The sequence below is a fragment of the Bacillus sp. ISL-18 genome, assembly GCF_018613415.1.
Lineage (GTDB): Bacteria > Bacillota > Bacilli > Bacillales > Cytobacillaceae > Neobacillus.
Genome location: NZ_JAGGQG010000006.1, coordinates 188,072 through 212,596, shown reverse-complemented (window position 1 = coordinate 212,596; position 24,525 = coordinate 188,072). Strand labels below are relative to the sequence as shown.

20 protein-coding genes and 1 pseudogene are annotated in these 24,525 nt (G+C 37.1%); 3 read left to right on the top strand and 18 right to left on the bottom strand.

Going from position 1 to position 24,525, the window contains the following annotated elements; genetic code table 11:
* Positions 1-210: 210 nt before the first annotated feature.
* Complete coding sequence (gene nagZ / locus J7E81_RS10215; RefSeq protein WP_215042082.1) at positions 211-1,959, bottom strand: beta-N-acetylhexosaminidase; 1,749 nt, start codon at positions 1,957-1,959, stop codon at positions 211-213.
* A gap of 296 nt (positions 1,960-2,255) precedes the next feature.
* Between nagZ and J7E81_RS10210 the strand changes: the two genes are divergently transcribed.
* Positions 2,256-2,804: a TetR/AcrR family transcriptional regulator gene (locus tag J7E81_RS10210; RefSeq protein WP_215042081.1), complete on the top strand. Its 549-nt coding sequence runs from the start codon at positions 2,256-2,258 to the stop codon at positions 2,802-2,804.
* A 100-nt stretch (positions 2,805-2,904) separates the two neighbouring features.
* On the opposite strand, the gene J7E81_RS10205 is transcribed toward J7E81_RS10210, so the two are convergent.
* Positions 2,905-4,200 (bottom strand): MFS transporter, encoded by a 1,296-nt coding sequence (locus tag J7E81_RS10205; RefSeq protein WP_215042080.1) that lies wholly within the window; start codon positions 4,198-4,200, stop codon positions 2,905-2,907.
* Positions 4,201-4,416: 216 nt separating this feature from the next.
* Between J7E81_RS10205 and J7E81_RS10200 the strand changes: the two genes are divergently transcribed.
* Both J7E81_RS10200 and J7E81_RS10195 read left to right on the top strand, forming a co-directional pair.
* Positions 4,417-5,049, top strand: a complete 633-nt coding sequence (locus J7E81_RS10200) for an MOSC domain-containing protein (protein ID WP_215042079.1) — start codon at positions 4,417-4,419, stop codon at positions 5,047-5,049.
* 110 nt (positions 5,050-5,159) lie between these two features.
* Positions 5,160-5,393 (top strand): DUF3892 domain-containing protein, encoded by a 234-nt coding sequence (locus J7E81_RS10195; protein ID WP_215042078.1) that lies wholly within the window; start codon positions 5,160-5,162, stop codon positions 5,391-5,393.
* Between the two features lie 124 nt (positions 5,394-5,517).
* On the opposite strand, the gene J7E81_RS10190 is transcribed toward J7E81_RS10195, so the two are convergent.
* From J7E81_RS10190 to J7E81_RS10115, 16 genes and pseudogenes are all read right to left on the bottom strand, one after another.
* Complete coding sequence (locus J7E81_RS10190; RefSeq protein WP_215042077.1) at positions 5,518-6,765, bottom strand: L-lactate MFS transporter; 1,248 nt, start codon at positions 6,763-6,765, stop codon at positions 5,518-5,520.
* Between the two features lie 149 nt (positions 6,766-6,914).
* The gene (locus J7E81_RS10185) at positions 6,915-7,682 is read right to left on the bottom strand and encodes a LytR/AlgR family response regulator transcription factor (RefSeq protein WP_215042076.1); all 768 of its coding nucleotides are present in this window, start codon (positions 7,680-7,682) and stop codon (positions 6,915-6,917) included.
* A pseudogene (locus tag J7E81_RS10180) lies at positions 7,679-9,340 on the bottom strand (LytS/YhcK type 5TM receptor domain-containing protein). Before J7E81_RS10180 ends, J7E81_RS10185 begins: the two are co-directional and overlap by 4 nt.
* Before the next feature lie 128 nt (positions 9,341-9,468).
* Positions 9,469-10,689 carry an SEC-C metal-binding domain-containing protein gene (locus J7E81_RS10175; RefSeq protein ID WP_215042075.1) on the bottom strand — a complete coding sequence of 407 codons (1,221 nt, stop codon included), beginning with the start codon at positions 10,687-10,689 and terminating at the stop codon, positions 9,469-9,471.
* Positions 10,690-11,104: 415 nt separating this feature from the next.
* Positions 11,105-11,833: an amino acid ABC transporter ATP-binding protein gene (locus tag J7E81_RS10170; protein ID WP_251028573.1), complete on the bottom strand. Its 729-nt coding sequence runs from the start codon at positions 11,831-11,833 to the stop codon at positions 11,105-11,107.
* Positions 11,830-12,474 (bottom strand): amino acid ABC transporter permease, encoded by a 645-nt coding sequence (locus tag J7E81_RS10165; protein WP_215042074.1) that lies wholly within the window; start codon positions 12,472-12,474, stop codon positions 11,830-11,832. Before J7E81_RS10165 ends, J7E81_RS10170 begins: the two co-directional genes overlap by 4 nt.
* Before the next feature lie 54 nt (positions 12,475-12,528).
* On the bottom strand, positions 12,529-13,299 hold the full coding sequence (locus J7E81_RS10160; RefSeq protein WP_215042073.1) for a transporter substrate-binding domain-containing protein: 771 nt from the start codon (positions 13,297-13,299) through the stop codon (positions 12,529-12,531).
* A gap of 352 nt (positions 13,300-13,651) precedes the next feature.
* On the bottom strand, positions 13,652-13,777 hold the full coding sequence (locus J7E81_RS10155; protein WP_308162199.1) for an ATP-binding protein: 126 nt from the start codon (positions 13,775-13,777) through the stop codon (positions 13,652-13,654).
* Between the two features lie 54 nt (positions 13,778-13,831).
* Positions 13,832-15,469, bottom strand: a complete 1,638-nt coding sequence (locus J7E81_RS10150) for an amidohydrolase (protein WP_215042072.1) — start codon at positions 15,467-15,469, stop codon at positions 13,832-13,834.
* Between the two features lie 30 nt (positions 15,470-15,499).
* Complete coding sequence (locus tag J7E81_RS10145) at positions 15,500-16,852, bottom strand: APC family permease (RefSeq protein WP_215042071.1); 1,353 nt, start codon at positions 16,850-16,852, stop codon at positions 15,500-15,502.
* Between the two features lie 178 nt (positions 16,853-17,030).
* A complete protein-coding gene (locus J7E81_RS10140) occupies positions 17,031-17,822 on the bottom strand; it encodes a LuxR C-terminal-related transcriptional regulator (protein ID WP_251028571.1) in 792 nt (263 codons plus the stop codon).
* A gap of 277 nt (positions 17,823-18,099) precedes the next feature.
* Positions 18,100-19,470, bottom strand: coding sequence for a sigma-54 interaction domain-containing protein (locus J7E81_RS10135; RefSeq protein WP_215042070.1), 1,371 nt, complete (start codon positions 19,468-19,470; stop codon positions 18,100-18,102).
* A gap of 209 nt (positions 19,471-19,679) precedes the next feature.
* Positions 19,680-20,873, bottom strand: coding sequence for a M20 metallopeptidase family protein (locus J7E81_RS10130; RefSeq protein WP_215042069.1), 1,194 nt, complete (start codon positions 20,871-20,873; stop codon positions 19,680-19,682).
* On the bottom strand, positions 20,870-22,150 hold the full coding sequence (locus tag J7E81_RS10125; RefSeq protein ID WP_215042068.1) for an MFS transporter: 1,281 nt from the start codon (positions 22,148-22,150) through the stop codon (positions 20,870-20,872). Before J7E81_RS10125 ends, J7E81_RS10130 begins: the two co-directional genes overlap by 4 nt.
* 27 nt (positions 22,151-22,177) lie before the next feature.
* Entirely contained in the window at positions 22,178-23,809 is a 1,632-nt protein-coding gene (locus J7E81_RS10120) for an amidohydrolase (protein ID WP_215042067.1), read from the bottom strand.
* Between the two features lie 502 nt (positions 23,810-24,311).
* Entirely contained in the window at positions 24,312-24,512 is a 201-nt protein-coding gene (locus J7E81_RS10115; protein ID WP_215042066.1) for a hypothetical protein, read from the bottom strand.
* Positions 24,513-24,525 lie beyond the last annotated feature (13 nt).

Below are 24,525 nucleotides of genomic sequence, written 5' to 3'. Positions count from 1 at the left end.
GCCAGCTAAGCTATTGTCTATATCTACGCTAGTATACATCAAGGTATGGCAATACCTCCAATTATTACAAATAAGATAAAAATTTTTGATCTTTTCCTACCCTATCAATCCTATAAATTGATATCCTTTTTGGATACGAACAGTCTGCCATTCCATTATTATCCTAATTTAAATAAACCAATCTCTTCTTAAGTTAAAATCTCCCTTTTCTTATTTCCGTTCTATTTTATACTCATCAAGAAGATTTTTTATCGAAATGTTCAGCTCTCCTATATCCACATTTCCCTTGTTCGTATTGTTAATTCCATATTTCCTTTTTAACATGATAATTCTTCTGACACTATCATTAATTCTTTGTTCAGAAATTACCCCATTGTGAACAGCGTTTTTTATAGATGTAATCGTTTCGACTATTTTGTTATAATCATGGGCCACTAAGATAATGTCACTGCCGGCATTGATGGAATCCACTGCCGCCGCGCCCATGTTAAAATGGTCAGCGATCGCCTTCATTGTCATGTCATCTGTTATCACAACACCGTTAAAATTAAGTTGTTTTCTAAGAATATCGGTGATGATTACCTTGGACATAGAAGCTGGATAATGAGCATCCAATTTAGGCAGTAAAATATGTGCTACCATGACCACATCGGCCCCATTATCAATGGCATGTTCAAACGGGATTAATTCGAGTTTTTTTAGTTCTGTCAGATTTTTATAGACGATTGGCAGTTCGAGATGGGAATCAACCGATGTATCACCGTGTCCAGGGAAATGCTTAATTGTAGCGATTATATTTTGCGATTGAATGCCTTTCATGGTTTGGATCCCAAGCTTACTGACAACGTCCGGATTGTTTCCAAATGACCGGTCCCCTATAATTGGGTTGTTCGGATTGCTGTTGACATCAAGGACCGGGGCGAAGTCGAGATTGAACCCAAACCCATTTAACTCTTTGCCTAAAATGGTTCCCACTTTGTAAGAAAACTGAGAATTATTGGTTGCTCCAATCTCTTTATTGGCAGGTAAATTGATAAGTCCCCCGGGCAGCCTGATAACGCGTCCGCCTTCTTGGTCAACACTTAAAAATAACGGCAGACGGTTGTGAACATTTTCAGTCTTTATTTCATTTAGCAGCTGAACGGTTTGCTCCGGATTGACTAAATTGTCCTGGTAAAAAATCATCCCGCCAACTTTATATTTCGTGATTAAACTTATTGTTTGTGGATCCATTTTTGTACCCGAAAAACCAGCGATCATCATCTGCCCTATTTTCTCATCTAAACTCATTTCCGAAACGATTTCCTCTATGCTCTTTTGTTGATCTGCTTGATTTTGAACTTGGGTATAGACAGAAATATGATCCACTTTGGGATTCGGCTCCTTTTCGGTTGGCTTCGGCAATATCCACTTTAAGTCAGTTGTAGAATTAACATGATATAGTAGAATGATTTGGTTATTGAGTCGATCTTGATAATACCGAACCTGATCAGGTTCTCCGCCAGCTTTCTTAATTTCATTTAATGGAATGCTTTGTATGTCCCGATCATAGGACCTAATATCATTTACTACTTCCCCGCTATATCCAAAAACGACATGGTGCGTTGCATATTCATCGTAAATTCCACTTGAAGTTTTTGTGGATTGGTTCGGTTTTCCCCATTGATTCGTTACTTCTATTTTCTGAGTCTTGCCGGAAATGAACGGAGAGTTCCCTACCTTCCCCTCCTTAGACAGTGAAAAGGTGTTATGTACCAATGTTTTTAGACTCGAAAGTTTATCTTCATTTGAATTTGATGGTTTACTACTAGCTGGAGGCGATTGAATGGGAACTGTCTTGTCTGGAGCCTTCTCGCCTTTATCCCCACCAAAATAATAAATGCCAACAACTAAAATAAGAACAAGTGAGAGCGCCAAAAAAATAAGCGGTTTCAAAATAGAGTTACTGCGTTTACGCATAATATACTTCCTTTCTACAGCTTTAAAAAGACATGTGCTGTATCAGTCTGGTATATTCATAGTATCTTATACACTATCTATACGCAATCAGTATTACCGGACAATAATTCAGCTTATTGTTCCGATGGTGGAATTAAATCCCTATAAAAAAATCAATATTGATTGATTTATGAACATCTGTTTATAATTATAAAAAAGCCCTTCCTACTTTCAATGGTTAATTGAATGGGTTTCGTTGATTACTCAACAAATCTATTAATATTGTTGATTATCTTTAGAAAGATTGGTGAAATAGAATGACTAAAGTAGATAGAAGAATAGCAAAAAGCCAAGTAGCTATAAAAAATGCTGTCATTGAACTGATGTCTGAAAAAAGTTTTGATGACATAACCATTCAGGATATTGCTGACAGAGCAGATGTGAATCGAGGAACGATCTATCTTCATTACACGGATAAATACGATCTCTTAGATACGATGATTGAAGAACATATAGAAAATCTCCGAGAACTATGCCAATCGGCAACTGAGATGACTTTTCAAGAAGGAAATTATGTATGGTATGAATACTTTGAGCATCATTATTTATTCTTTTCAACCATGTTAGCGAGTAAAGGTTCTCCATATTTCCGTAGTCGTTTTCTCGATTTAGTCATCGAAGAGTTTAAAGCTGAAGTGGAAACAACCGAAGGAAAAAATCAAGGATTAAATGGAGATGTTATTCTTCAATTTTTTGGTTCAGCAGTCGTTGGCGCAGTGGAATGGTGGTTCAAGAATGGAAAGCCATTGCCAGCTCGTGTTATGGCTGAACAAACGGGGGCATTATTAGATAGAAACCTTGAATAATTAAACAACAAAAGTAAATAACCTGAGTTGCTCGCTCTACAGGGCCTCAGGTTATTCTGTATGATTGACATTATTTATAATCTATTAAACTAAATAAGTATTATTTTTTATCACCTTGAGACCATTTCACCACTGGAATAAGTATTAAGGACAAAATCCCTCCAACAAGTGATAATGTAGAATAACTTGAACCAGCCACAATCAATCCAGACAAGGCTCCGCCAGCAGCTCCTGACAACGCAATCAATACATCCACTTTACCTTGTGTTTTAGCCCGTGTGGAGGTTATAGTTGAATCAACAATAAGTGCTGTCCCGCTTATCAAACCAAAATTCCATCCTATTCCGAGTAAAGAAAGAGCAATTACGATAAGGACCATCGAATCTCCTGGCGCAAATGCAGCGATTAAACCTGCCAGAAGCAACGTAGTTCCAGAAGCAATAGCCATCACAGTACGCCCCAACTTATCAACAAGAACACCTGTAACCAATGAAGGGAGATACATGGCACCTATATGAAACCCAATCACTAGACCCACTGCACCCAAGCCATGTCCATGATGCATCATATGAACTGGCGTCATCGTCATAATAGCTACCATGACAATTTGAGTAAGAACCATAATCGTTGCACCCACAATTATGCCTCTTTTGTTTTCTGTATGTTCATTTGTGGACAATAGTCCTTTATCACTACGTTCTTGGTTGGTCGCTTCTATCGTTTTAGCTATAACTAACGGATCCGGACGAAGCAAGATGAAAAGGACAAGACCTGCCAAGATATAGGCTGCCGCTCCTAAAATGAAAGGACCGGCAAGTGATGGAACATCAATCGAAAGAGCGAAATTCCCCATCACATTCACCAAATTTGGACTTGCAACTGCACCAAAGGTTGTAAAAACCATCGTCATACTAATCGCAGTCGCCCGCTGTTTACCATTCGCTAAGTCCGTACCTGCATAGCGAGCCTGTAAATTTGTTGCAGACCCTGCACCATATACAAGCAGGGAAGTAAATAACAGGAAAACATCATTCATCATTGCTGCCAGTATAACTCCGATTGCTCCAAGTCCACCGGTCATAAAACCAGCTGTCAGACCTGCACGGCGTCCGTATCGTTGAGATAGTCGCCCAACAAATAAAGCTGCACCTGCTGACCCTAAAGTAAGTAAAGCAGAAGGAAGTCCAGCATACGCATCCGTCCCAAGTATTTGCTGAGCAAGTAGTGCTCCCACCGTCACTCCTGCAGCTAACCCTGCACCACCAAAAATTTGTGAAATACTTACAACGAATAACGTACGCTTGTATAAGGCTTTTTGTTTTTCTGAAGAGTGAATGTAACTTTGTAACGAAGCTGATTGCACGTCTAACGTTTTTACACGATCATTGGGTACCATCTTCTAACCTACCTCTCTAGAAAACTATATCTTAACATCCTCCAAATTAGATTTGAATCATCATAACACGCCAAAAAAAACCATACAATATTATAATCGTATGGCAAACAATTTCATTGTTTTTTATAATACTGTACCTTTTCAAATCACACTATTATAATTCAATTTATATTCCATTTTGATTAAAGAGATTAGTAGAAATGAGGTAAATTCTAATTGAATCGGAAAATTATTAATTTAGCTGTCGGAAAACCGAAGGAATTTAATTGGAACAATAAAAAAGAGCTCTCCGCAATAGGAAAATCATGTGTACAAGCGGTTGAGTTGAAAAAGTCTGGCTTTGCCGGTGATGATGTTGCAAACCACCAGTTCCACGGAGGACCAGACCGTGCAGTATGTTTGTATCCATTTGAGCATTACTCTTATTGGGAAGAGATATTTCAAAAGAGGCTTATTCTGCCTGCTTTTGGTGAAAATATTACTGCATCCGGAATGATGGAAGAACAGGTTTGTATTGGTGATATATATAAAATAGGCGATACAATTGTTCAAGTAGCACAAGGAAGGGTACCTTGTGCTACTATCTCCAATTATAATCAGGAAAATCAATTCTTAAAGAAAGTGGTTGAAACGACTTTAACTGGTTACTTTTTTCGGGTATTGGAAGAAGGGACGATTATGTTCGATTCGGAAATAACGCTTGTTCAAAAACACTCAAAAGAAATATCCGTTTCTTTCGCTACACAAATTCTTTTTCATCAACAACAAGATAAAACATCAATTGAAAAAATATTGACAGTTGATGCCCTTGCAGAGGACTGGAAGAATCGATTTTTGAAATTGCTATGATTCCTTTTGTTAAACTTTGACTATTGCTCTAACCTAGCCTGCTAATCCTCAGCATCGAGGTTCATAAAATATGAATTTTAAGTCATCCTAATGACATAGGAGGCGATAATATGGAACAACGTCGAGAATCAGTCATTGCCGTCCGTAAGAACGGAGATGACGATATTATGGAACTAAAGTTGTCCAATGGTCAAGTTGTTGATTACAAAGAAGCACAACAAATGGCAAAAAGCGGGATGATTGTAAACGTCAATGTTTTCAAAGGTCCCGACGGTGAGGAGCATCTTCGGAGCAATCCAGACGGTGATCCAACCAACAACCTTGATAATCTTCCTCAATTCTAACCGGAATATAAAATATGAGCATTTCATTATCTATCGGCAAATGGTTGAAAGGATTGTTAACCAACAAAAAAGGCAGAATGCTTCTGCCTTTTATTGCCCTCCACTTTATTAATTGAAACTGTTATTAACTTGCTCGTGTATCCGGTGATAGACTGCGAATTTTTCCAGGATTTCTTTTATCCTTCGCTTTAGGTGTTTTATTGCCTGGAGCTTTGATCAACATGGCGATGATAACAGATACAATGCTTAAAACAGCAATCAACTTAAAGGTAGGGATAAATCCGCCTAAAGAGGAAGCAATAAAGGATCCTGAAATCGCACCAATACCAAAGCCTTGATAAATGATTCCGTAGTTTTTACTTTGATTTTTCAAACCAAAGAAATCAGCTACAATGGCTGGGAATACCGTAATATTCCCGCCAAAACAAAACGCAATCGCTGCGACACAAGCAAAGAACAATCCATAATTCAGGTGGACAAAACTTAATACGGTAACTGCTGCTGCTGTAACAAGCAATGCACCTGAGACCACTCGTAATCGGCCTACTTTATCTGATAAAGCGCCAAGAATGATACGGCCGCTAGTATTAAAAATGGCCACTAATGCCACTGCATTACTTGCAGTAGCTATATCAAGCCCCGCCATTTTAACACCGATGTCCTTCACAATTCCGATTAAGAATAATCCGCTCATGCATGATGTAAAGAAGATCACAAATAAGAGATAAGCTTCCTTTGTTTTCAACATTTCTTTCACGGTATAATCTTTTTGAACGATGCCATTTTGAACTCTCAATTCGTTACTTATTTTGGCTTCCCGCACTAGAAATGAACCACCGACGATCATAATCATGACAATTAATCCCCAATAAAAGAAGGCGTGGGTAACTCCTGCTGATTGGATGAATGACCCGTTAATGAATTTGAATATCAAACTACCTGTACCGTAGGCTCCAACCGAAATACCAGAAATAAGGCCTTTTCTTTCCGGAAACCATTTTATTAGATTGGATAATGATGTGATATAGGCCGTACCATCGGCTGCTCCAACAATGACACCTGCTAAAATATAAAGCATCCATAATGATGATACTTGGGAGCTAAAGATCAATCCTGCACCGAGGATTATTCCCGCGCAAGCAATTAAGCGGCGGATTCCCCATTTATCTTGCAGCTTCCCGGCAAACAATGTGGATAAGGCCAGGGCTAAGCTGGTAATTGAAAAAGTAAAAGCAACTGAATTTAGCTTCCAGCCAAAATGGTCGACCAAGGGCTGGTTGAAAAGACTCCATGTATAGATAGTTCCTAATCCCATTTGCACGATAATGGTTCCTACGACAATCAACCAACGGCGATCTGTGCTAGTATTCATTACAATCTCCTCTTTTCTTTCTTTAAAAATAATCATGGTTAACATTCGTGTTTTTTATTTGTTATCGTTTACATGATCATAATATCACTGAAAAAAAAGAGAGAAACCGTTTTTAGAATGAAATGCCTATTATCCGGAATGAATGGAGGTTATAGCTTCATAATTTGTCGAAACTCTTTCACCTTGCTTCTACTAACCGGAATTTCTGTTGATAGATCTTTTAAACGCAATTGGTAGGTTTGGTTAAACCATGGGACAATTTCGCGGACTTTCGTTAAGTTAACCGTGTACGATCGGTGACAGCGAAAAAACATGTCCTCTGGCAGAAGCGCTTGAAACTCCGTTATACTCATCTGCATGGTATACTCTTCATTTTGCGTATAGACCAATGTCACCTTTTCACTTGCCTCCGCATAGTAAATGTCACTTACATCTGTCACAATAATCTTATCGTTCTTTTTTAAATTGACTCTGTTTACAGGTTTTGCATGGACCTCCACTTCCTGTACTTTAGCATTCAGTCGACTTTCTTTGACGATTGCTTCTGCCTGATCTCGTTTATAAGCCGCTTCAAGCCTGCTTAATATCGTTCCCATCCGCTTTTCATCATATGGCTTGAGGACATAATCAAAGGCTTCTAGTTCAAATGCTTGTGCGGCATGTTCTTTATAGGCCGTCGTAAAAACAATATACGGTCTTTTCGTAAATTTGCTTATCGTACTTGCCAGCAGCATCCCATCAAGTGAGGGAATATTGATATCCAAAAAGATTACATCTGTTTCCTGCTCCTGCAGAAATTTTAAGACATCTAAGCCATCATCAAAAAAATGAGTGACCTCAATTTCACTATAAGCTTCAATTAAATACTCCAATTCTTCACGAGCTGGAATTTCATCTTCTACAATAATCGCTTTCATATTTTCTCCTTTACCATATCAAAAAAAACCTCTGTACCTGGTGACAAGCGGTGAATCACCAAACCATTTCCATAGATCAGTTTGACTCGCTGATGCACGTTATACAAACCGATTTTGTTTGCTGGTACCGTATCATGCTGCAAATGGCGGATGACCTCTTCACTTATTCCCGCACCTGTATCCTTAACGCTCACTCTTATTCTACTCTCCAAATTCTTGACTGCAATGGTCACCACCCCGGGTCCCTTTTTCTTTAAAATGCCATGGATGATAGCATTCTCCACTAAAGGCTGGATTAGAAGGCTTGGGATGTTTACATTCACTTCGTCTATATCATATTCAACCGTCAAACGGCTGCCGAAACGGGCCTTTTCAATTTCCACGTAATCGCGGACTTGTTCTAGTTCTTTATGTATATCAATCAATTCATCACTTACCTCTAAATTGTAGCGCATATAGCCGGAAAGATTGATGATTAACTCTCGAGCCTTGTCTGGATTCTTGCGTGTCGTGGAGGCAATGGCATTCAAGGCATTAAACAAAAAGTGCGGATTAATCTTTGTTTGAAGTGCCTTCAGCTCCGCCTTGTTGGCTGCTTCCTTCATCTTTTCAATCCGAGAAACTTCCATAAGGGTAGAAATAATCTGGGATAGTCCGATCGCCATTGTCTGAAGAGAGTACGTCATCTTATAGGCTTTGCGATAGTAGATTTTTTATGTTCCCGTCACCTCTCCATGTTCCTCAAAAGGAACTATCAGCAGCGAGTGAATTTGGGGCGTGTGGTGATCCGCGATATGATTCCGAATGATGAACTTGCCCGTTCGGATCGCTTCTTTCGTCAAATCACTGATAATTTCCTGACCAGTCACATATCGCTCTTCCCCGAAACCTACATAGGCAAGCACATTTTCATTATCTGTAATGGCAACCGCATCAGCCTGGATATCATTTTTGATAATACTGCAGATTTGCCTTAAGGATTCAGTATTGATAGAGCGAAAATAAGGCAAGGTTTTATTGGCAATATCTAATGCTAGTTTGGCGTGCCTAGCAGCAATTGTTTCCTTTTCACCTTCCACACTCATGACCAGTAAGACAATGAGACCAATGTTAACCTCTCCCACGATCATCGGAAAGGCAATCTTCGAAACGATATCTAAACCTAGTGAAAATGGTTCTGCCATGGCAAGGATCAACAGCATGGTCAATACTTCACAAACCATCCCAGCTGCGATTCCGTAGATCCATCGTAACGACCTCTTAACTTTACGGTTTATATAACCCGAAACAATCCCCGCCATAATACTTGTAATAAGGCATGGGACCGATGTGACGCCGCCAATGTCAATCAAATAGCGGTGCACACCCGAAACAACGCCAGAAATTATTCCTACCCAAGGTCCAAACAAAATACCTCCAGATACAACGGCAATGATCCTAGTATTGACCAGTGAACCTTCGACATTGATCCCTGAATAGGTCCCAAAAATAGCAAATAAGCAAAATAAGATGGTAATGACAAGCCGCTCTATTTGAGAATGCCGGTCTTTTTGCAGGGATTCCTTAAACCTTGGGATTCGAATCATAAAAAACAGACAAATCAGCAGCAAGGCTGCTCGTTCAAATAAATGGATCAGCATTTCTAATGATGAATTCATCGAAAAATCCTCTCAAGCTAAGCATCGATATTTTGGTTGATGATTGTTTTTCTGTACCACTATTTTGTACATGTACGTTCAATTGTAAAAGTCTGCCCAGTCATTGCAGGCAGACTTTTACAGAGAGATTATTTCCCACAACACTTTTTAAATTTTTTATTACTTCCGCATGGACACGGATCATTACGGCCAACTTTCGGTCTTGTTGTGAAATCGATCATATTCTGTTTAGGATTTGAAAATGTCTGCAATGATTCTTGCTCATTTGCGCTCGATAACTCTCTTGGTGAATAACCTTTGAGAAACCATTGTTTCGTGTTATTCACTAGATTTACAATCTTGTCCATGCAAGCCTTTACCATCTCTATATTTTCAATTTCTATTCTGCTTTCTAAAAATTGAAAAATATGATTCAGACTTTCATCAAGGTTTGCCGCATAGAGGCATTCTTCCACAATTTCATCCGCTTCTTGCCTGCTCATTTCAAAGTTTTGCGTTAAAAAGTGAACAAATTGAAGATAACTATCATTTCGTTCAATATACCCTGGTTCACCTGCCCTTAGTAATTGCTGTTTAGTGAATGGGAAAAATGCCAAGTCTCTTCTCGCTTTGTGTTCTCCTTTTACTTTTTCTGGATCAAACACTCGGAAATGGGAAAAGCCAAACTGGTCCATTTTTATCTGCTCGTAGTAGGAAATCGAATGCTCAATTACAGATAAATAATCAGAAATGTTAACAGGTTGATTCATGTATTTTTCTAGCAATTCATGGAGTTTCGTGAGAGACAATGTCCCATAATAGTAGAGCAATCCTTGTGTAAGCCTAATCCATTCGGTATTTCGACGGGTAATGGTGATTAATTGCTTATTGTTGTCTTGAATAAACTGAGTATTAACTATTTCTTCTGGCATCGCGAGGATCCTTTTGCCTTCAAAAGTTCCTGTGAAGATGATCCCTATGTCTCGAAAAAAGTTTAGTTGATTTGCAGTTATTTTTGGTGCTTCCATATACCCACCATGGTGGATTAACTTTTTTATTAAGTTGTAACGCTCTTGGTCCAGATACAGACAAATCTGTTCAAGCGAGAGTGGTATCTGTATAGCTAATAACTCTATTAGTTCTCCTTTTTTCAGCTGACTGGCGCCTTTTATCTCTAAACGTCGTCTAATGGCACTTAAGTCGTCTTTAGAATATCTTGAAAGTGCATCGTTTAGTGTTAACGAAACTGAAAGATCACTCCACATTTTTAATTCTTGTTTCTGCTGATTCTTCTGCGTCATTTCTCTTAAAGTCTCTAAAGCACCTTGTAATTTCCTGTAAGTTTTTTTATCCATGCTGCTAGTAATCATATTGTTCACCTTCTGAAAATAGTAGTTTAATGTATTATTGAAATTGCTGTATGTAAAAAATGAGCTAGCCTTTTTAGGTTTTTATTATATCAGAAATAGTGCCTCATATGGGATTGTTTACATAATATTATTGCAGTCTATTATTGTTCATTCTTTTTGTTAGTTGAAGGTTTTATCAACAAAGAAGTCATAGATACTCAATCCTCTTTTAAGGAAAATACCATAAGCGAAAAAAAGAGCGCAAAGTAATAACCATTTAAGGTTACTACTTTGCACTCCTAACACCCAACCCCAGAAAATCAAGGAATCCGGTTGACTTTATCTCAATATGACTTAGGACACACTCTTGTGTTTCACCACATATCGTGACCAAATTGTATTTGAGAGGTTACTTTTTTAAAAGGTAGAAATTTGTTTATAAAACCTTACTTAAGAAAGCTTTTGTTCTCTCATGTTGAGGGTTTCCGAATAGCAAATTGGGTTCATTTTCTTCGATAATATAGCCACCATCCATGAAAATAACACGATCGCCAACTTCCCGAGCAAATCCCATTTCATGGGTAACAACGATCATGGTCATCCCTTCTTTAGCAAGCTGCTTCATGACCTCTAATACATCACCGACCATTTCCGGGTCCAGTGCAGAAGTCGGTTCGTCAAAGAGCATGATTTTTGGATTCATAGCCAATGCCCTTGCAATGGCAACCCGCTGTTTCTGTCCACCAGATAGTTCTCCTGGATAGCTGCCAGCTTTTTCTTTCAATCCAACCTTTTCAAGTAACTCTAGGGCCAATTTTTCAGCCGCCTCTTTACTGGTAGAAAGAATTTTAATAGGACCTAGTGTAATATTTTCTAAAACTGTTTTATGAGGAAACAGATTAAATTGTTGAAATACCATTCCAACTTCTTGTCTAACTTTGTTGATATTAATTTTTGGGTCTGTTATGTTATGTCCGTTAATCACTACCTCGCCACCTGAAATGTCTTCCAGGCGATTAAGGCACCGAAGGAACGTACTCTTTCCCGATCCAGAAGGGCCTATAACACAGATTACTTCTTTTTCTTGCACTTCAGCGTTAATATCTTTTAAAACCTCTAGTTTTCCAAACGATTTGCTTAAGTTTTTCACGGTTATAATGCTCATCGAACCTGAATCCTCCTTTCAACAAAATTAGCTAGAAGGGTTAACAAATAAATAATGATAAAATAAATGACACCTACAGCCAGCCAAATCTTAAATGCTTCAAAGGTTGCTGAAGCCTGAATTTGACCCTGCTGTGTTAAGTCTGCAATCCCGATAACAGATAACAGTGAAGTGTCTTTTAAACTGATAATAGATTGGTTCGTAATCGTAGGAAGCATTCTTCTAAAAGCCTGAGGCAGGACTACGTAACGCATGGTTTGTGCTCCAGTAAAACCAATCGATCTAGCAGCTTCTGTTTGTCCCTTATCAATGGATTGAATACCCGCTCTGATAATTTCTGCAAAATAGGCCCCCGCATTAATCGCAACAGTGATAATACCAGCTGTTGTGCTATTTAAAGAAATCAAATGCAGTGAATTTACTCCAAAATAGATAAAAAACAATTGTACAATAAATGGAGTTCCTCGAATCGCATCCACATACACCTTGGCAATCCAATTCAAGATTTTAAGAGGTGCAAGCCGTAACAAGGCCATCAGTAAACCAATTAAAAAACCGAGAATAATAGCAATAACAAATATATAAAGTGTGACTTGTAATCCTTTTAGTAATATTGGTAAAGCTGCAACAATTATATCCACTGTTTCATCCCCTTTCAAAAAGAAAGCGCGCTTTATGCGCGCCCCAATCCGTATTTATTCACCAAGATAAGTTTTTACAATTTTATCATATGTTCCATCTTTTTTGAGTTCAGCAAGACCTTTATTAATTTTTTCAATTAAGTCCTTGTTTTGCCCTTTCAAAACAGCAATTCCATATTGGTCTCCATTTAAGCGGTCACCAACAATTTTCAAACCAAGATCCTTTTGAGCAATAGCGTAGGAAATAACAGGATAGTCTTCAATAAGTGCATCTGCATTTCCATTAGAAACTTCTTGGAACATGGCTGGACTATCGTTAAACTGAACGACATTAATTCCTAGTTTTGATGCATTATCTTGTGCGTATTTAGCACCTGTTGTTCCTTTTTTAACGGCAACCGTTTTTCCTTTAAGATCATTAACTGATTTAATAGTTGAATTATCTTTTTTAACAACAACTGTTAATCCTGCATCAAAATACGGAGTTGAGAAATCGACTACCTTTTTTCTTTCATCTGTAATACTCATCCCTGCAATCGCTACATCAAGCTGATTAGCTTGCATTGCTGGAATAATACCACCGAAGTCCATTGGATTAAGTTCAATTTTAAAGCCCTGGTTTTTCGCGATGGCATTAATCAAATCAATATCAATACCTTTATACTCATTTCCATCCTTATATTCAAATGGAGGGTAAGTCGTGTCCACGCCGACTTTATATACCTTTTCACTACTGGTTTTCTCTCCTGATGTTTCCTTACTTCCGCACGCTGCGATAAAGACAGTCAGAATTAAAAATAAACTAAATAAACCCAATTTCTTCATCAAATACACCCCTACTTTTTAGATTATTTTTAATATAATAAAAACAATACTTTTTTAATATACCACATATATCAAACACGAAAAAGTATTTTTTGTTTATTATTCTATCTATTTAATAAATTACAAAAAAATATTGTAACCTTGGAGTATTTTTATAGTAACCAGATATACGATTAAAACAATTTTTAAACATCCCCATTTTTTTGAGAGTAATTGAGATCATTATCGTAATATTCCAATTATATTATTAAAAAAGAGCAAATCCCCCCACCCTATTTGTCTTGTGGCCATTAACAAAAAATGCCATACACTATTTACATAAATCTAATAAATAGGATATGGCACAATAATTTTATTTAACTAGCAATTCTACAATAAAAATAGAACCGACTTTTTCTTTACTCTTAACAGTAATATTCCCGGAATGAAGCTTGACAATAGTGTCAACAATCGACAGGCCCAAACCTGTTCCCTCAATTGTTCTTGAACGTGGTAGCGATATCTTACAATTTGATTAATCACTTTTTAATTTCTAATGAATGCTTGTAACTTTTCCTTGTTCAAACACTACTTTTCCATCTACAATCGTTAATTGAACCTTTGTTTCTAATATCTCTTCAGTGGGAACATCAAAAAGATTTCGATCTAAAACAATGATATCAGCAAGCTTTCCAGCTTCTAGTGTTCCTAATTCATTCTCTCTAAATGTTCCATATGCTGGCTCAAAAGTATAGGCCTTCAAAGCTTCCGTTAGTGTAATACTTTCTTGCGGATTCCAAACATTTTTAGGAGATCCGGAATAATCGACCCTCGTAACTGCACGATAGATTTCTAACAATGGATTTAATGAAGTAACCGGAAAATCACTTCCAAACGCTATCCTTGTACCAGCCTTTTTAAGAGTATTTACTGCAAAGGTTAATTTATCTCGTTCTTCTCCCAATCTGGAGAGATAAACTTCCTTATGCGTAAGCGCTAAATGCTGAGGCTGCATGGAAGCAATTACTCCTAATTTAGCAAAGCGATTAATATCATCTGGATGAATCGACTCAATATGCTCAATGGTATGCCTAGAATCCCGAACACCATTTATTTTCTGAGCTTCTTCCAATGCGTCCAATGCTAACCGAACCCCACCGTCACCAATCGCATGTATACGGATTCTAAAACCTTCCCTGTCAGCATTGATGACCATGTTTTTGAATAATTCTGGAGATATTGAAGTACTTCCTTTTTTTCCTGGCTTATCACTGTATGGGTCTAACATGTATGCAGTGTATCCAGTTATGACGCCATCGATAAAAAATTTTAATCCAGAAAATTGAAGTTTTTTAGATGTATATGATTCTCTTAATTCATTTGCACGTTCAAGATCGTTAGTTAAAGCCGGTAATAAGTGAATCCGAGTAGGTAAATCCCCTTTGTCCTCCAGTATTCTAAATAACTCAAAATCATCAAGAAAATCACTTGTAGGAGCATACATATCATTAACAGAAGTTATTCCGTATTCAGCAGTTAAATGAAAGAATTTCTTTAGAATCTGTGATTTCTTTTCTCTCGAAAAATCATAAGCTCCTTTGTGAACCAAGTCCATTGCTTTTTCATAAAGAATACCTGTCAATTCGCCATTTTTGTCTTTTTCTATTTCTCCAAAAAGAGGATTCGGAGTTTCACGAGTGATCCCCATTATTTCCAAAGCCTTACTGTTCACCCAGGCATAATGTAATTCTATAAACATTAAAACTACCGGTTTATCAGGCAGTACACGGTCTAGTGAAGCACGGGTTGGCAATCGTTTGTTGTCCCAATTTGAATTGTCCCATGAAAACCCAATAATCCATGGATCTTCTGGCCTTGTTTCAGCAAATTGGCGAACCATGTCTGCAGCCTCTCTTTCTGACTTTGCATCCAATAAATTTATACTATCTAATTCAATACTTCCAGGTAGGATATGAAGATGAAAATCATGAAACCCTGGCATAATCAATTGATTCCCGTAATCGTACACTTGGGTATTGGTTCCGATATAAGGAGCAATATCATCGTATGAACCTACAGCTTCAATTTTATTCCCGATAATAGCCATTGAGCCAGCCTCAGGTTGATGATCTAACCCAGTGAAGATCGCATTTCCTGATATAACGATATCTGCTTTTCTTAAACTGTTCATTAGTTTATTTCTCCTATCTAATAAAAAATATTAATCCATAAAACTAGTATTATCTTCATCAAATTTTAAACTTACAGACTTCATCCTTTTAAATTTAACTAAATACATTAGGTAAATCACCCCAAGTATTGTCCAAGAAATCCCAAGGATTATTGAATGTACATTGAGTCCCGAAAGTAACCAAACAATAAAGCCGGCACCAATGAGAGGGAAGATGAGGTATGTAACAATCCCCCTAACTGAAGAATCCTTCTTTCTAATAAAGTAATGAGCAATTACTGATAGATTAACGAATAAAAAGGCAACGAGTGCTCCGAAATTAATAAAAGAGGTCGCAACGGTAAGTGAAAGCACGAGGGCTAGTAAAGAAACGGCCCCCACTAAAACAATATTTAAAATTGGTGTTTTTAACCGTGGGTGCACATAGCCAAAGAACCTCTTTGGCAGCATTGAGTCACGTCCCATAGCTAATAAAACACGAGATACGCTCGCCTGAGCTGCAAGACCTGAAGCAAATGTCCCAACAAGTGTGGCTCCAAGGAAAAATGAAGTAAATACGTTACCGCCAACCATTGTGGCCATCTCAACTGCCGCAGCATCCGGATTGGTAAAGGCTCTAAAATCAGGTTGGACTAAACTAGCAATATAAGAGACAACGATAAAAATAAGTGCCCCCGTAATTAAGATAATAAAAATTGCTTTTGGAATTGTTTTAGTAGCATCAATTGTTTCTTCGGCTAAAGTTGTGATGGAGTCGAATCCGAGAAATGAAAAACATAGAAGTGAAGCACCAGCAAGAATTAAAGAGAAGGATTGTTTTGATTCAAAAATGGGTGAAGTTGAAAAAAGTGAGCCGGTTCCCGTTCCTTCAAGTACTGATTTAATAGACAGGAAGCAAAATAAGACAATAACAAGAATAGAATAGACCATTAATAATGTGTTTATAACCCCAACGAGCTTAATTCCCCTTATATTAATGATAGTAGTCATTCCTATTAGTAAAAGAATCCATACATACGTTGGTATCGAGGGTAACACAGATGACATAAAGATTCCTGCAATAAGATAGTTGACCATGGGAAGAAGCAGGTAATCTGTAAAAAGAGCCCAGCCAACAAGAAATCCTATGTGTGAATTAAAGGAATGTTGTACATACGTATAGGCTGATCCTGAAGTAGGATAGACCTTTACCATTTGTCCATAACTATATGCTGTAAAGCCTAAAGCAATTGCTGCGACAGCATACGCTGCAGGTACTTTGCCTTCCGTAATTTGAGTGGTAATCCCAAAAGTAGAAAACACGGTACCCGGTGCCATTATGGATAAGCCAATCATTACAACAGAAAATAGGGTAAGTCTTTGATTAAGGTTTGTCTTTTCCATAAATTAATTTCCCCCTTTGAATCTAAATTTTCTGTCTTTTCTGTCATATTATTTCATTTATTAGCAGCATGTACAATCAACCAAATGGGTGAATTAAATCTCATAAAAAAGAAATATAGAAGGAAAATAAAAAGGATGCCCGAAAAATAATCGTGCACCCCCGTATGTAATGAACTTTTTAAATAATCCTTTGTTCATTACTTTTCGAATATTTTTGATTGATCTTATAACATAACTCTGTCCGATTCGATACTTTTAATTTTTTAAAAATATTTAATAAATGTGTTTTTACCGTATTAACGCTGATAAATAATTGGCGGGAAACTTCTTCATTTGAGAGTCCTTTTTGAACAAGTTCTAGTACCTCCTTTTCTCTTTTTGATAAAAAATTTATGATTTGTTTTTCAGAATGGCATTGATACTCAGAAGACTGGTCAGTAAACGGATTATCAAGGGACTTCCATATTTTTGGTGAAAGGAATCTTGAAATAATTTCAAGTTGCATAACATCCATTTGATTAAAAGGGGCTTCTTTTCTTTGTCTTGAAAAAGTAATACAACCAAATCTTCCATTTTCATTAAAAAAGCACATTGATATCAAATCGTAATATCCGTATTTCTCTAAATAATCTTTATAAAATTTAGATTTCTCGTAATCTTCTTTCGAAATAACATCAAAAATTTTTATTACATTATTCCCATTCGTTGGAAGTATACGCCTCGGGTGCCAATTGAAATCAGTTTGATCATGATGAAAATATTCATCAATCGCTTTCTGCTCAATGTTTATAAAGTGAAGAAGTTTCAAGTTATAATTTTGATCAAATAAATACATTTCTGACCGAGAATACCCGAAAAATTTTTCAAATAAATACAAGAGGTGTGCGTAATTCGTTTTCCCCTTTTGATAATTTATATCATCCATAAAGGCTAACATATTATTGACGTTTTGATCAGATAGGAAGTTCATTAATTATCCTCCTTTTATGATGCAATATATTTTGGACACCCTTTCTTAGCTAACTATGATTCCTTGTCTCCCCAAATGAAAGGTATCTATTAGATATTATAAACTAATAATTCAGAAGAATCATAAAATTAATTCTTTTGTATCTAATATATTTATCCTTTCGTTTGTCGAGCAGCTCCTCCTAATATAATCCATAATATAATTATGTAAACATATGTTTGAATGAGTTGACTAATAAAAAAAACGGTAAAAATTTTTACGTAGTAGTAAAAAACTTTTACCTCAAATTGTATTTTTCTAATTTATAATTTAATAATTGTCTGGAAATTCCTAATCGTGCTGCTAGGTCAGTTAATTTCCCATTGGTATTTTTTAATTCACTAATAATGATCGATATCTCAAACTCCTCAATCGCATTTTTTAGATTCCAATCCTTAGTATTCTTTGGATTACTTATTGCTACCTCATTGTTCTTTCTAATTCTCTTGGGTATATCCTCAATAGAAATCTGATTAGAAGTAGCATTAATATAAGCTGTTTCGATTGCATTCTTTAATTCTCTAATATTCCCTGGCCATGAGTACTTTTTAAAACAATCCAACACTTCAGGTTTTACACCGTCAATAGACATATTCATGTGATTATTATAAAAATGAATATAATACTCAAGTAATGTTTCAATATCTTCTTCTCTTTCAGCTAAAGTAGGTAAATCAATTTGAACAACTCCCAATCTGTAAAAAAGATCCTCTCGCAATCTTTTTTCAGATACTAAGATTTCCGGATCTTCATTTGTTGCCGAAATGATCCTAATGTCCAAATAAATATTTTTGTTCCCGCCAATTCTCCTTATCATTTTTTCTTCAATTGCTTTGAGCAGTTTTACCTGTAGATAAAAATCTAAAGAATTAATTTCATCCAAGAATAATGTTCCGCCTTCAGCTTGTTCCAGCAATCCTGACATATCTATGGAGCCTGTAAAACTTCCTCTCACTGTACCAAACAAAGTACTCTCCAGCAGGTTCGGTGGAACCGCACCGCAGTTTAGTGAAAGAAAAGGAGACCCATATCGATCACTTAAATTGTGGATCGACTGGGCAACAACCTCTTTTCCTGTACCTGTTTTACCATTTATTAAAACAGTAGAATTGGTTTTCGCCACTTTTTTTATCTTATTCTTAATGGCAGTCATATTTGGATTGGCAGTAATAATATTTTCAATAGTATAAATGGTATTATTTTTCCGATAAACTTTATGGCTCGCCATTTTATCCAAAGACTGGATATTTTCCTTGGAATAAATGTGTTTTGAGAACTCAATTGCTCCAATCACCTTATTGTTGTCAATAATCGGAAAGGTGGAGTTTATGGATTCGAATTGATTCCCCTTTTTTGTAACTAATAGTTGTCTAACATTACTTTCGGCTTTTCCACTTTGGATAACTCTCATTATGGTGCTGTTTTCATTTGTTAGATTTTTATAAAATGAGGTTATATGTTTTCCCATAAAATCCTCAGGTCTAAGTCCAATTTCTCTTAAAACATTTAAATCCGCTAAATCAAAAAAAATGATTATTCCTTCTTTATCAGCAACTAAAATATTATCATAATCCACTAATTTTTCGATATTTGTGATATCTACTTCCAAAAAATTGACCCCCATTCCTCTATAATTAAAGGAAGAACACATCCTTATTTCAATTAAAGAAAAGTTATACCAAAACACTTTATCATTATTATAGGGTAAATTAAAATTCAAAGAATAGCCTTTTTTAAAGAATAGAAAAAGATACCTTATCACTTTAATTTCTTTAGTAATAAGGTATCATTCATTTAGAAAAAATATAGTTTTAGTTATTACTTATTGGAATAATGGTTTAACCAATTTATCGCTGTCTGAACAACGACTGCTACTCCCAATGGAATCACTCCTTCGTCCAATACAACGTTCGGATTATGAAGCGGATAATTGTCCTCTCCTAAACCGTTGGCACCAGCCCACATAAACATCGTTGGTACCATATTACTGATATAGGAAAAATCTTCTGTCCCCGCCAACGGCTCCTTGTTGACCTCCAAATTGTTCTCTCCAATGACTTCTTTTACATAAGGTGCCATTTGCTCACACAATTCTTCGTTATTAAATAAAGAAGGGGTTGAGACTGTTTCGAGGCTGTAGGTACCACGTAACATTTTAACGGTTGCATCAATAATTTCTGGAACTCTTTTGAATAAATAATCCCTTACTTTCGGATTATATGTACGTAAAGTCGCATCAAGGTGGGCAGAATCAGGAATAATATTTGCGACAGTTCCTCCACCCATCTTCCCGATAACAAGGACGGCCAATTCTCTTGGGTCTATTTCTTTCCCAACTAAACTATTTAATTGCGAGTAGACCGCATTAATAATCATCAATGGATCGATGGCTTTTTGCGGTTCAGAACTGTGACCGCCTTTTCCCTGTACTTTTAGGAAAAAGCCATCCAATGACGATGCTGCAATCCCTGGCTTATATCCGAATTTTCCGACCCCTAAGCTTGGATCAACATGCAGGGCCAGTGCCGCATCTACTTTTGGGTTTTCCAAAAGCCCATTCGCCACCATATCCTTAGCACCAGCGCCAATTTCCTCTGCTGGTTGGAACATGATCTTGACCGTTCCGTTAATCTCATTTTCTTTTTCCTTTAATAACTTTGCCGCACCGAGCATGAATGTCGTATGGATATCATGACCGCAAGCATGCATATAATCATTAGTAGATTTAAACTGCAGATCAGTATTCTCCTTTAGGGGTAAAGCATCCATGTCTCCTCTTAACAAAAGAGTTTTACCCTTTCCCTTACCAATCGTTACAACTAACCCGGAGGTCCCTACCTTTTTAGGTTCAAGATCCATAGTTTTTAAAATTTCTTCCACGTAGGCGACCGTTTTTGGTAAATCAAAGCCGATTTCGGGATTTTGATGAAGATATCTACGGTAATTAATTAGTTCCTCTTTTATTTCCTCTGCACGTGCTAAAATATCATCTTTTTCTAGTATTCTATTCATAGTGATGCTCCTTCACTTTTTGCTTCATTATCATTAAAAGTATTTAACTCAAACTTTGGTTTTATTTTAGCTGCAATGAAAAATAACCCAAATTGGACAATGGAAAGAACCATTAAAACAGTTAGAAGTGAATCATATGAATGGCTTATATGGTAAATAGCACCTGACACGATTGGCGTTATCGCTGCACCTAATGAAATAAAAATGGCTACAACTCCATATTTTGCACCAAATTCCTTCTCACCAAAAAGAGCTCCTGTCATGTAGGCAGGTGTAACGGTAACCGCTGTTGAGCCTATTCCTGAAAAAACAGTATAAAGAATAGCTGGTAAAATTATGTTTGCTTTCATTAAAAATAGAAAACTTACCAGACTTCCTGCAGATATAATCAGTAATGTTGTGACTGATCCCAGCTTATCAAATAACCGACCTACTACCAACTTTCCAACAATCACCATCCCTGAGCCTAATGATAAAAGCAATGCAGCTGTTTTGGCAGTTGTACCAATACTAGCCAGATAGGGGGCAAGATTGATTAGCATTGCGTTAACAACGAGACCGCCAACTAAGATAGCTAAACAAAGAGTCCAAAATGATAGGGACTTTAATGCTTCGCCCTGGGTTGTACCCGTTAATTCTTTCTTTTGTGCACTTATTAAAGTTGTTTCTTCACTAAGTGGTGATAGACCTTTTTCCGCTGGATTTAATCTTATTACAAATATAGCTAACGGAACTAATACAGCAGCTATTAAAACCCCTAAGACTAGATAGGCTGATCTCCATCCGTAGGCTGTAATAAGCCAATTAACTAAAGGGCTAAGGATTACGCCCCCAAATCCGCTTCCTGACAAAGCAATCCCTAAACATAAACCACGTTTTTTATTAAACCAATTGGTGATGAGTACGGATGCAGGAATCATTGCACCTCCTGCCATACCTGCCCCCATTAGGATGGCAAATAGATAAAAATGAATCAGTTTAGTTGAAAATGAAAAACCAACAAATGCAGTAGAAGCAATTAAAATAAATAATGTTAGATATACTCTCACATCCATCTTTCTCATTAATCTACCTGCTATTGGTCCTACAGCCATGGCAGCTAAAGCCATGATGGTAAAATATAGCATAAACTGAGATGGACCAAATCCTAGTTCTTTCGTAACAGGCAGAATAAATAATGAAACCAAGTTGGCAATCGGAGCATAAATTAACGTCATAATCAAAAAGGTCGCTGCAACAATCCACCAACCATAAAAAACCTTTCCCTTTTCTTTCATACATCCCATCCTCTTTTAGTTGAAATTTTATAATTCTACTACTGATTTTTCGATCGAATCTAAGTTATAAACCAAATTACCAGCCATATAGGTTTCCACTACTTGTATCTGATCAATTTGCTCCGGATATACGTCCACTATATCTAAATCCAAGACAATGAAGTCGGCATGGAAGCCTTGTTTCAGCTGGCCAACATTTGGAATTCGGGTGATTTCTTGCGCCGCTCGGGTATACAGCGTTATCGCTGTTTCAACATCTACCCTTTGTGTTTTACCGGTATCTGTTCCGTCATGTGCAAGACGGGTGACGGCCGATTTGATTCCGACGAAAGGATTTACGGGGTCAGCCCATGCGGTGGCGGGGGCATCGGATGAAAATGCTACTTTTATTCCTGCCTCTAACATCGCTTTAAATGGATAGGTTTGCTTAGTTCGTTCCGCACCTAAATTGTGAAGATAGGTTTCAATTTCTGCGAACAGGAAGATGGGCTGCGAAACAAATGCAATTCCCGCTTCTGCTGCCCGCTTCAGTGTACTAGGTGTCGGCATGGCCGCATGTTCCATTCTGATCGATGGTGCGTCTGTCAGCCAGCCTTTTTGCCCATAGAAGGTATCAACGATCAAATCGATTGCCTGTTCACCCATGGCATGGATCACAAGCTGGATGTTATGTTTTTTTGCTGCTTCTGCGGCAGCCAATAATTCTTCCTTGGTAGTCATTTGGATGCCATAATTTTCTCCTTCCCCTAAAAATGGCGGGTTGACCCAGGCTGTTTGGCCGGAGACACTACCATCGGAAAACAATTTAATTCCGCCAATGTGTACTTGATTTTCTCTTACCATTTTTTGCTGTTCAATGATAGGCTGTTCTTTTAAATCTTCCCAAATATAATAAAGAACAGAACGCTGCTTCAGTCCTTTTTGAGTAGCCAATTGATACATTTCTAAGTAATCATTTGGCTTTGTCCGCCCCATTAATTCCGTAATGGCTGTAATCCCGTGTGAAAGTAAAAAAGGGCTGAGTTCTGCAAGTAATGTGGCATCATCTTCCAATGTCGTTTCAGGCATGACTTGATTAACAAGATCTTTGGCATTCTCACGTAAAATACCTGTTGGCTCACCGTTTTCATCACGGTCAATTTTACCGCCCTGCGGGTCGGGAGTATCCTTCGTTATTCCTGCCAATTCCAATGCTTTACTGTTGACTGATATGATATGAGCGCAAGTTCGAGTAATGACAACCGGAACTTCGGGTGCTGCCTGATCCAAATCCCAGCGCGTTGGGGCTCTTCCTTCTAATAACTTACCTTCATCATAACCCCAGCCTTGAATCCAGGAATCTTGACTTTGCGATGCACGCACCAAACGAATTTGTTCTTTTAAATCTGTTATGGAATGAATTAGTGGCTGAGTACAGGCTATTTGCTTGGCAGCTCCAGCCAAATATAACGGATGTAAATGTGCATCAATCAATCCGGGCAGAACTCTTTTACCATTAAGGTCGACACACTTTCCTTCAATATTTTTCAAATCTTCCTCTTCACCGATCCAGGCAATCATGCCATTACGGACGACCATGGCACTGGCATAAGGCTGTTCTGGATTGGATGTAAAAATTTTCCCATTAATAAATGTTAATTCATCGCTGTTTTGGCTCATGTTATCTTTTCCCCTCTCATTTTGTTATTTCCGCTATCGCTTACATGGAAGGATGAATTCATCATTTGCTTCCATGCTTTTAAATATTGCAATAATTGTGCCAACTTTTTAAACTTTATTTGTAGATTTTGTGAATGTTCTTCTACAACCTTAAAATCCTTTATTCTCGATAAAATTAACCCCTTAATGACGGAAAATTTTGTAAATTAAAACAATTAATATACCAAAAATTTTAAGAAATTGTAAAATATTTTTGATTTTTTTGTAAAAATATTTTTACAAACAGATTTACTTTCAGGAAGTCATCATACGAGTAATTCATTTTTTTTACGCATTACTAAAAGCCTGCAAATCTAGTAATTTGCAGGCTATCATAAACGTTATTTTACAACCACGTTCTCAAACGTGTTGTACACCGTGGGTCCTTTTTATCATTTTGATTGGTTGAATATGGTTCCGTACTTAAGACCGAAATCATATTCGTTATAGATTGAAATTGAGTTTACACAAGCACTAGCAGCTTTTCATTTTTATCAACTTTGCCTGCTGATAAAACTTTTATTTCTTGATAATATGAAGTATTTGTAACAAAACAAACAGGCCTTTCACTGAGACCTTTGGCTTTTAAATATTGCGACGCCTCAAAGGTATTAATCCAAAGAACTTCAATAAAATTGCATTTCTTTTGCTCATCAAATCTCATTTCCAGAATTTCC

Bases quoted from the DNA above. Each gene is read 5' to 3' on its own strand.
- J7E81_RS10125 (WP_215042068.1), bottom strand. From the start codon at position 22,150: ATGAAAGAAAAGGGAAAGGTTTTTTATGGTTGGTGGATTGTTGCAGCG.
- J7E81_RS10190 (WP_215042077.1), bottom strand. From the start codon at position 6,765: ATGAATACTAGCACAGATCGCCGTTGGTTGATTGTCGTAGGAACCATT.
- J7E81_RS10160 (WP_215042073.1), bottom strand. From the start codon at position 13,299: ATGAAGAAATTGGGTTTATTTAGTTTATTTTTAATTCTGACTGTCTTT.
- J7E81_RS10175 (WP_215042075.1), bottom strand. From the start codon at position 10,689: ATGATTACTAGCAGCATGGATAAAAAAACTTACAGGAAATTACAAGGT.
- nagZ (WP_215042082.1), bottom strand. From the start codon at position 1,959: ATGCGTAAACGCAGTAACTCTATTTTGAAACCGCTTATTTTTTTGGCG.
- J7E81_RS10145 (WP_215042071.1), bottom strand. From the start codon at position 16,852: ATGGAAAAGACAAACCTTAATCAAAGACTTACCCTATTTTCTGTTGTA.
- J7E81_RS10150 (WP_215042072.1), bottom strand. From the start codon at position 15,469: ATGAACAGTTTAAGAAAAGCAGATATCGTTATATCAGGAAATGCGATC.
- J7E81_RS10120 (WP_215042067.1), bottom strand. From the start codon at position 23,809: ATGAGCCAAAACAGCGATGAATTAACATTTATTAATGGGAAAATTTTT.
- J7E81_RS10170 (WP_251028573.1), bottom strand. From the start codon at position 11,833: ATGAGCATTATAACCGTGAAAAACTTAAGCAAATCGTTTGGAAAACTA.
- J7E81_RS10115 (WP_215042066.1), bottom strand. From the start codon at position 24,512: ATGAGATTTGATGAGCAAAAGAAATGCAATTTTATTGAAGTTCTTTGG.
- J7E81_RS10130 (WP_215042069.1), bottom strand. From the start codon at position 20,873: ATGAATAGAATACTAGAAAAAGATGATATTTTAGCACGTGCAGAGGAA.
- J7E81_RS10205 (WP_215042080.1), bottom strand. From the start codon at position 4,200: ATGGTACCCAATGATCGTGTAAAAACGTTAGACGTGCAATCAGCTTCG.
- J7E81_RS10210 (WP_215042081.1), top strand. From the start codon at position 2,256: ATGACTAAAGTAGATAGAAGAATAGCAAAAAGCCAAGTAGCTATAAAA.
- J7E81_RS10195 (WP_215042078.1), top strand. From the start codon at position 5,160: ATGGAACAACGTCGAGAATCAGTCATTGCCGTCCGTAAGAACGGAGAT.
- J7E81_RS10185 (WP_215042076.1), bottom strand. From the start codon at position 7,682: ATGAAAGCGATTATTGTAGAAGATGAAATTCCAGCTCGTGAAGAATTG.
- J7E81_RS10140 (WP_251028571.1), bottom strand. From the start codon at position 17,822: ATGAACTTCCTATCTGATCAAAACGTCAATAATATGTTAGCCTTTATG.